This window comes from Streptomyces sp. NPDC044106 (genome assembly GCF_056433985.1).
Window position 1 is genome coordinate 1 of record NZ_JBWKFZ010000039.1, and the last position, 9,864, is coordinate 9,864.

The 9,864-nt window shown below is 71.5% G+C and carries 2 protein-coding genes; both read left to right on the forward strand.

Going from position 1 to position 9,864, the window contains the following annotated elements; all coding sequences use genetic code 11:
- The coding region (locus AC07DI_RS37295; protein WP_478909397.1) for an SDR family NAD(P)-dependent oxidoreductase at nt 1-3,408 on the forward strand (3,408 nt) is incomplete at its 5' end.
- 49 nt (nt 3,409-3,457) lie between these two features.
- A partial coding sequence (locus tag AC07DI_RS37300) for a type I polyketide synthase (RefSeq protein WP_478909399.1) occupies nt 3,458-9,864 on the forward strand: 6,407 nt, incomplete at its 3' end.

A 9,864-nucleotide genomic window follows, 5' to 3' on the forward strand; every position in this document is an offset into this window, starting at 1 on the left:
CAGGATCTGCTGGCCGAGCTGGCGCTGCCCGAAGCCGCCGGCGCCCACGACGGCTACGGCATCCACCCCGCCCTCCTCGACGCCGCCCTCCACCCACTCCTCGCCGCCCGCTTCCAGGATGGAGCCGGGGACGACGGCCAGGTCTACGTGCCGTTCGGATGGGCCGGGGTGTCGCTGCGGGCGGTGGGGGCTACGACTGTCCGCGTACGCCTCCGCCCGCTCGGCGAGAGTCTTGACCAAGGCCTGAGCGTGACGGTTGCCGACGAGACCGGAGGTCTCGTCCTGAGCATCGACTCCCTGCGGACGCGCCCCGTCAAGCCCGGCCAGCTCGCTGCCGCGCAACAGCAGTCCGTACGCGGCCTGTTCACCGTGGACTGGGTACCACTGTCGGACTCGCAGGGCGAGAGGGCGGCTGGTGTTGCTGAGGGCGGTGGTCGATGGGGCGGGCTGACGGACGATGTCGGTCTGGCCGATGTGGTGCCGGTGGGCAGCGAAGTGCCGTGGGCAGTACTCGCCCCGGTCGACGCGTCTGTTGGTGGTGGCGCTGGTCTGCCGGTGGTGGATCGGGTGTTGGCACTCGTGCAGGAGTTCCTGGCGGCTCCGGATCTGTCGGAGTCCCGTTTGCTGCTGGTCACACGGGGTGCCGTGGCTGTCGACGGGGACGGTGAGGTGGACGCGACTGCGGCAGCGGTGTGGGGTCTGGTCCGCAGCGCGCAGTCGGAGAACCCGGGACGGCTCGTCCTCCTCGATGTGGAGAGGGACGCCGCTGAGAATGGTGGTGACCTGCCGCAGGATGCGCTGCGCCAGGCAGTGGAGGAGCTCGACGAGCCTCAACTCGCCCTGCGCGCCGGGCAGCTGTACGTCCCCCGTCTGGCCCAGGCCCGACGTTCGACCGAACTCGTCGCGCCGCCCGGCGAAGCGGCTTGGCGCCTGCGGTTGGAGAACGGTGGCTCGTTGGACGACCTGGCGGTGGTCGCCTGCCCGGAGGTCCTGGAGCCTTTGAGGCCCGGACAGGTACGGGTGTCCGTGCATGCGGCCGGCCTCAATTTCCGTGACGTTCTCGTCGCCCTGGGGATGGTCCCCGCGTACGGCGCCATGGGCGGCGAAGGTGCCGGTGTCGTGACGGAGGTGGGCCCCGACGTCACGCGTGTGGCGGTCGGCGACCACGTGATGGGCGTCTTCGAGGGTGCCTTCGGCTCCGTGGTGATCGCCGAGGCCCAGATGGTGGCGCCGGTCCCGCAGGGCTGGGCCATGCGTGAGGCGGCCGGAATTCCGGCGGCGTTCCTGACGGCTTGGTACGGGTTGGTGGAGCTGGCGGGTGTGCGGGCTGGTGAGCGGGTGTTGATCCATGCCGGTACGGGTGGTGTGGGGATGGCCGCGGTGCAGGTTGCCCGTCATCTGGGTGCGGAGGTCTTCGCGACGGCGAGTCCGGCCAAGCATGGGGTGCTGGAGGAGATGGGTGTGGATGCGGCCCATCGGGCGTCTTCGCGTGATCTTGCCTTTGAGGATGTGATCCGGGAAGCCACGGGTGGGCGCGGCGTGGATGTCGTACTCAACAGCCTCGCCGGTGAGTTCATCGATGCTTCCCTGCGGTTGCTCGGTGATGGTGGTCGGTTCCTGGAGATGGGCAAGACCGATCTGCGTACCCCGGAAGAGGTTGCCGCGCAGCACCCGGGCGTCACGTACACCGCGTACGACTTGGTGAACGACGCCGGGCCGGACCGTATCGCTCACATGCTCGACCAGCTCGGCGAGTTGTTCGCCTCAGAACGGCTTAAGCCGTTGCCGGTACGTTCCTGGCCGCTGGACGAGGCGCGGGAGGCGTTCCGGTTCATGAGTCAGGCCAAGCACACCGGGAAGTTGGTGCTGGAGGTTCCGCCTGCCCTCGATCCCGAGGGCACGGTGTTGATCACCGGTGGTACCGGTGCGCTGGGCCGGGTGGTGGCCGAGCATCTGGTGCGGGAGTGGGGTGTACGGCACCTGCTGCTGGCCAGTCGGCGGGGTGCGGATGCTCCGGGCAGTGAAGAACTGGTGCAGCGGCTTGGCGAACTAGGCGCTGAGGTGAGTGTTGTTGCTGCTGATGTGGGTGATGCGGGGTCGGTGGCGGAGCTGGTGGGCAAGACCGATCCGTCGCATCCGTTGACCGGTGTGGTGCATGCGGCGGGTGTGCTGGAGGACGCGGTGGTCACGGCGCAGACGTCGCAGGGACTGGCGCGGGTGTGGGCGGCGAAGGCGGCTGCGGCGCGGCAGCTGGATGAGGCGACGCGGGGGATGCGGCTGGGTCTGTTCGTCGTGTTCTCCTCGGCTGCCGCCACTCTGGGCAGTCCTGGCCAGGCTAACTATGCGGCGGCGAACGCGTACTGCGATGCGTTGATGCAGCGTCGCAGGGCGCAAGGGCTGGCGGGACTGTCGGTCGGCTGGGGCCTGTGGGAGACCCCGCCCGACGAGATGACCCGCACGACCGAAGCCACGGAAAGTGGCACGACAGGCACCACCGCGACCGGCACGACAGGCGGCGCAACGGCAACCGGCGCGGCAGACGGTGCAACGGCAACCGGCGCGGCAGACGGTGCAACGGCAACCGGCACGACACGCGGCATGACCGGCGGCCTCAGCACCACCGACATCGCCCGAATGACCCGCATCGGCGTCAAGGGAATGAGCAGCGCGCACGGCCTGGCCCTGCTGGACGCCGCACGCGCTCACGGCCGCCCCCACCTCGTCGGATTCAACCTCGACCTGCGCACGCTCGCCACGCACCCCGTGAACACGAGGCCCGTACTGCTGCGCAGCCTGGCCGCCGGCCGCCCCACGAGCGCGACGACCAGGCCGACCGCCACGGCAGCCGGGCAGTCCGCCGATCTGGCGGGCCGACTGGCCGCCCTGCCGCCGTCCGACCGGCACCACACGTTGGTGAGGCTCATCAGGGAACAGGCGGCGATCGTCCTCGGTCACCACACCGATGCCCTCGCGACGGGCAGCACCTTCAAGGAACTCGGATTCGACTCGCTCACCGCAGTCGAACTGCGCAACAGGCTGTCCGCGGCCACCGGCCTCCGCCTGCCCGCCGGCCTCGTCTTCGACCACCCGGACGCGGACATCCTGGCCGAACACCTCGGCGCGCAACTCGCCCCCGACGGCGCCACCCCCGTCGGCAGGGAAGCCACCGACCAAGCCACCGATCCGGTCCTGCGGGAGCTGGCGAAACTCGAGAGCGCCCTGTCCACCGCCCTCGTCGAGCACGTCGAGCACGTCGATACCGACGCGGTCACGACCCGGCTGGAATCGCTCCTGGCGAAGTGGAAGGCGGCCGGAGCGGCGCCGGCCTCCGGGAGCACGAAGGAGCAGCTCCAGGTCGCCACGACCGACCAGGTCCTCGACTTCATCGACAAAGAACTGGGTGTGTGAAACGACCGTGCACGGCGCGACAACCACGCTGAAGGCTGGGTGAACTCTCATGGCGAGTGAAGAGCAACTGGTCGACTACCTCAAGCGGGTCGCCGCCGAGCTGCATGACACCCGGCAGCGTCTGCGCGAGGTGGAGGACCGCCGCCAGGAGCCCGTGGCCGTCGTCGGCATGGCCTGCCGCTTCCCCGGCGGCATCGAGACGCCCGAGGGCCTGTGGGAGCTGGTCGCCGCCGGCGACGACGCCATTGAACCGTTCCCCACCGACCGTGGCTGGGACCTGGAGGGCATCTACCACCCGGACCCCGACAACCCCGGGACCTGCTACGTCCGCGAGGGCGGCTTCATCGGCGCCCCCGACCAGTTCGACTCCGACTTCTTCGGCTTCAGCCCGCGCGAGGCACTGGCCAGCAGCCCCCAACTGCGGCTACTCCTGGAAACGTCCTGGGAGGCCCTCGAACGCTCCGGCATCGACCCCGCCTCGCTCAAGGGAAGCCCCACCGGCGTCTACGTCGGCGCCGCGACCACCGGCAATCAGACCCAGGGCGACGCAGGCGGCAGGGCCACCGAGGGGTACGCGGGCACAGCGCCCAGCGTCCTGTCGGGCCGGGTCTCCTTCACGCTGGGTCTGGAGGGTCCGGCGGTGACCGTCGAGACCGCGTGCTCCTCGTCGCTGGTGGCGATGCATCTGGCGGCCACGGCCCTGCGGCAGGGTGAGTGCGAGCTCGCCCTCGCGGGTGGCGTCACCGTCATGTCCACGCCCGAGGTCTTCACCGGCTTCTCGCGCCAGCGCGGCCTGGCCCCCGACGGCCGCTGCAAGCCGTTCGCCGCCGCGGCCGACGGCACGGGCTGGGGCGAGGGCGCCGGACTCGTCGTCCTGGAACGCCTCTCCGAGGCGCGCCGCAAGGGCCACAAGGTCCTCGCCGTGCTGCGCGGTTCCGCCATCAACCAGGACGGCGCCAGCAACGGCTTCACCGCACCGAACGGCCCCTCGCAGCGCCGCGTCATCCGGCAGGCCCTCGCCGGCGCCCACCTCTCCACGTCGGAGATCGACGTGGTCGAGGCGCACGGCACCGGTACCAAGCTCGGCGACCCCATCGAGGCCGAGGCGCTCATCGCCACGTACGGGAAGGAACGCGAGGACGACCGGCCGCTGTGGCTCGGCTCGGTCAAGTCGAACATCGGCCACACGCAGGCCGCCGCAGGCGTCGCGGGCGTCATCAAAATGGTGATGGCCCTGCAGAACGACCTGCTGCCCGCCACCCTGAACGTCGACGAGCCGACCCCGCACGTCCAGTGGGAAGGCGGAGGCGTACGCCTCCTGACCGACCCGGTCCCATGGTCGCGCGGCGAACGTCCGCGCCGCGCGGGAATCTCCTCCTTCGGCATCTCCGGCACGAACGCGCACGTGATCTTGGAGGAAGCTCCGGAAGACGTTCCGGAAGAGTCGCCGGGGGCAGGGGCAGGGGCAGGGGCAGGGGCAGCGGTGGTGCCGTGGGTGGTGTCCGGGCGTGGCGAGGCCGCGCTGCGGGCGCAGGCGCGACGGCTGAGCACGTTCGCTGCCGGTGACGTAGATGCGTCGGCGACCGAGATCGGCTGGTCGCTGACCACCAGCCGCTCCAGTCTTGAGCACCGGGCTGTGGTGGTGGGCCGGGGTCGTGAGGCGTTGACGGCGGGTCTTGGGGCGCTGGCGGCGGGTGAGGCGTCGCAGGATGTGGTGTCGGGGGTTGCGGGTGATGTGGGTCCGGGTCCGGTGTTGGTGTTTCCGGGGCAGGGGTCGCAGTGGGTGGGGATGGGGGCTCAACTGCTGGACGATTCACCGGTGTTCGCGGCTCGAATCGCGGAGTGTGAGCGGGCGCTGTCCGCGTACGTGGACTGGTCGCTGACGGAGGTGCTGCGCGGGGACGGCAGTGAGCTGTCCCGCGTTGAGGTGGTTCAGCCGGTGTTGTGGGCGGTGATGGTGTCACTGGCCGCCGTATGGGCGGACTGCGGCATCAAGCCCGCTGCCGTGATCGGTCACTCGCAGGGCGAGATGGCCGCCGCGTGTGTGGCCGGTGCGCTGTCGTTGGAGGATGCGGCGCGAATCGTTGCTGTACGCAGTGACGCCCTGCGGCAATTGCAGGGGCACGGGGACATGGCATCCCTGGGGGTGAGCGCGGAGGAAGCGGCTGAGCTGATCGGCGACGACCGGCCCGGCGTGTGCGTCGCCGCCGTCAACGGTCCCTCGTCTACGGTGATTTCGGGGCCGCCCGCGGACGTGGCGGCCGTTGTTGCCGACGCCGAGGCACGTGGCCTGCGCGCCCGGGTCATCGACGTGGGGTACGCCTCCCACGGCCCTCAGATCGACCAGCTCCACGACCTGCTCACCGAGCGTCTCTCCGACATTCGGCCCTCCCGTACGGACGTGGCGTTCTACTCGACGGTGACGGCGGAACGGCTTGCCGACACCACTGCCCTCGACACCGCCTACTGGGTCACCAACCTTCGCCGGCCCGTCCGCTTCGCCGACACCATCGAGACGCTGTTGGCCGACGGCTACCGGCTCTTCATCGAAGCCAGCCCCCACCCCGTCCTCAACCTCGGCATGGAGGAGACCATCGAGAAGGCCGACGTCTCCGCCACCGTCGTCCCCACCCTCCGCCGCGACCACGGCGACACCACCCAGCTCACCCGCGCCGCCGCACACGCCTTCACCGCCGGCGCCCACATCGACTGGACGCGCTGGTTCCCAGCCGACCCCACCCCCCGTACCGTCGACCTCCCCACCTACGCCTTCCAACGACGAAGCTACTGGCTGCCCGTGGACGGCGTCGGTGACGTGCGGTCCGCGGGGCTGCGGAGGCTGGAGCACGCGTTGCTGCCAGCGGTGCTCGGGCTGGCCGACGGCGCGCTCGTGCTCACCGGGCGGCTCACGGGCAACGGCGGTGGTCGCGGTGGCTGGATCGCCGACCACGCGGTGGCGGGCACCACGCTCGTTCCCGGTGCCGCACTGGTCGAATGGGCGTTGCAGGCGGCCGACGAGGCGGGCTGCGACACCCTGGAGGAACTGACGCTGCAAGCGCCGCTGGTGTTGCCGGACTCCGGCGGCATCCAGGTGCAGGTGGTCGTCGGCGCGGCCGACGAGCCGGGCGGCAGGCGCGACGTGCGTGTCTTCTCTCGCGTCGACTCCGATGACGAACCGGGCCAGGAGGAGGGCTGGACGTGCCACGCGACCGGAACGCTGAGCCCTGAGTCCGGGGCCGGTGACGAGCCGGACGGGCTCGGCGGGCAGTGGCCGCCGACCGGCGCCGAACCGGTGGAGATCGGTGATCTCTACGAGCGGGCGGCGTCGGCGGGTTATGAGTACGGCCCCTCGTTCCAAGGCCTGCGCGCCGTGTGGCGGCACGGGCACGATCTGCTGGCGGAGGTGGAGCTGCCCGAACAGGCAGGCGCTGACGACGGCTTCGGCATTCACCCCGTACTGCTGGACACCGCCCTGCACCCGGCGTTGCTGCTGGACCAGAACCTGTCCGGTGACGCGGGGGACACGGATGACGTGAGTGACGCGAGTGACGCGGGAGAGCTCCGTCTGCCGTTCGCGTGGAACGGTGTGACCCTGCGGGCCACCGGTGCTGCCACCGTGCGCGTGCGTCTGGCTCGCCCGTCCGCGTACGGGGAGGAGCAGGCGGAGGGCGGATCGGTCCTGCGCGTGACGATCGCCGACGCCACCGGAGCGCCCGTCCTGAGCGTGGACTCCCTGGCCCTGCGCCCCGCCGACCCGGAACTGTTGCGCTCGACGGGCGGGACGGGCGGGGCGACTACCGGCCCTCAAGGATTGTTCACCGTGGAGTGGGCCGACGCGTCCCCGACGACGACAGAGGAGGAGGACGGCGGCGACGAGTGGCTGGTGATCGGTCCGGACGCACCTGACTGGGCCGGTGAGGAAGCCCCCCGCCTCCCGGATCTGCGGAGTCTGTCGGCCGCGCTCGACAAGGGGACGCAGACCCCCGGGACCGTCCTCGTCGACATGGCCGCAGTCGCAACAGCGGCCGCAACCGACGAGGCAGCCGACGCAACGGTCGACTCCCGTGGCCGGGCGGTCGCCGAGAACACCCTGAACCTGGTACGAGGCTGGCTCGCCGAACCGCGTCTGGCCGAGGTCCGGCTCGTACTGCTCACGCGGCACGCGGTGGTGGTACCGGCCGACGGCGACGGCAGCGACCCACTCGACGTGCCCGCCGCAGCCGTATGGGGCCTCATACGCAGCGCACAGGCCGAACACCCCGACCGCTTCGTCCTGTTGGACACCGAGCCAGGCACGGACCGAGCGGCCGTCACGAGGGCACTCGCCACCGGGGAGCCGCAACTCGCCGTACGCGCGGGACAGCCGAAGGCCCCCCGTCTGACCCGCGCCACCACCCTCCCGCGGACGCCCCCCGGGAACCCCGGGAACCCCGGGAACCCCGGGAACCCCGGGAACCCCGACGGCACCGTTCTCATCGCGGGCGGCACCGGCATGATGGGCGGGCTCGTCGCCGAGCACCTGGTCCGCACTTGGTCGGTGCGGCATCTGCTGCTCGTCAGTCGGCAGGGCCCCGACGCGTCGGGCGCCCGCGAGCTGGCCGACCGGCTGACCGGCCTCGGCGCCGGGGTGCGGATCGTCGCCGCCGACCTCACGGACGCGCGGGTCGCAGCCGACCTCGTCGCCTCGGTCGACCCGGCGCATCCGCTGACCGGGGTGGTCCACGCCGCAGGTGTCCTGGACGACGCCGTGGTCACCGCGCAGACCGCCGACCAGCTGGCCAAGGTGTGGGCCGCCAAGGCCTCCGTCGCCGCCAACCTGGACGCCGCCACCGCGGAGCTGCCGCTCAGCCTCTTCATGATGTTCTCCTCCGCCGCCGGTGTTCTCGGCAACGCGGGCCAGGCCGGATACGCGGCAGCCAACGCGTTCGTCGACGCCCTCGTCGCCCGCCGTCGCGCCGCCGGCCTGTCCGGTCTCTCGATCGCCTGGGGCCTGTGGGCGCGCGGCAGCGCCATGACCCGGCACCTGGATGATGCCGATCTGGCGCGGTTGCGCGCGGGCGGCGTGAAGCCGTTGCTGGACGAGCAGGGCCTCGCCCTCCTCGACGCGGCACGAAACACCGCCGCCCACACCTCGCCGGTCGTCGCGGCAGGCATCGACGTACGCGGCCTCACCAGCGGAGACGTACCCCCGATGCTGCGCAACCTGGCAGGCCGGACCCGCCGCAGGGCGGCAGCCGACGCCACTGTCGACAAGGCCGCGCTGGAGACGCGGCTCGCGGGCCTGGACGAGGCCGGACGCCGCGCCGTCATCGGTGACGTCGTACGCGAGTGCGTGGCCGCGGTGCTCGGCCACCGTTCGCCGACCGACGTACGCACCGAGGCGAACTTCAAGGACCTGGGCTTCGACTCGCTCACGGCGGTGCAGCTGCGCAACCGCCTCTCGACGGCCAGCGGCCTGCGCCTGCCCGCCACGATGGCCTTCGACCACCCCACCCCCGACGCCCTCACCGCCTACCTGTGCACCCGTCTGGGCGGCCGGTCCACAGCCCCCGCCCCGCCCGCCGCCCCCGCCGCCCCCGCCGCGCTCACCGCGGCCACCACGGACGACCCGGTGGCGATCGTCGCGATGGCCTGCAAGTACCCGGGCGGAGTGACGTCCCCCGAAGGGCTGTGGGAGCTGGTGGCCGCGGGCGTGGACACGGTCGGCGCGTTCCCGACCGGCCGCGGTTGGGACCTGGAGCGCCTCTTCCACCCCGACCCGGACCACCCCGGCACCAGCTACGCCGACCGGGGCGCCTTCCTGCCGGACGCGGGGGATTTCGATGCCGCGTTCTTCGGGATCAATCGGCGTGAGGCGTTGGCGATGGATCCGCAGCAGCGTTTGCTGCTGGAGGCGTCGTGGGAGGTGTTCGAGCGTGCGGGTATCGATCCGACGACGCTCAAGGGCAGCCTGACCGGCACATACGTCGGCGTGATGTACCACGACTACGCGGCGGGCCTGGCCCAGGACGCCCAGCTGGAGGGCTACTCCATGCTGGCCGGTTCCGGCAGCGTCGTGTCCGGTCGAGTCTCCTACACCCTGGGCCTCGAGGGCCCGGCGGTGACGGTCGACACGGCGTGCTCCTCGTCCCTCGTCTCCATCCACCTCGCGGCACAGGCACTGCGCCAGGGCGAATGCACCCTCGCCCTCGCGGGCGGCGTGACGGTCATGGCCACCCCCGAGGTCTTCACCGGCTTCTCGCGCCAGCGCGGCCTGGCTCCCGACGGCCGCTGCAAGCCGTTCGCCGCCGCGGCCGACGGCACGGGTTGGGGCGAAGGCGTCGGCGTACTCCTTCTGGAGCGGCTGTCCGACGCGCGCCGCAACGGCCACCAAGTCCTGGCGGTGGTGCGGGGTTCGGCGGTGAATCAGGACGGTGCGAGTAATGGTTTGACGGCGCCGAATGGTCCGTCGCAGGA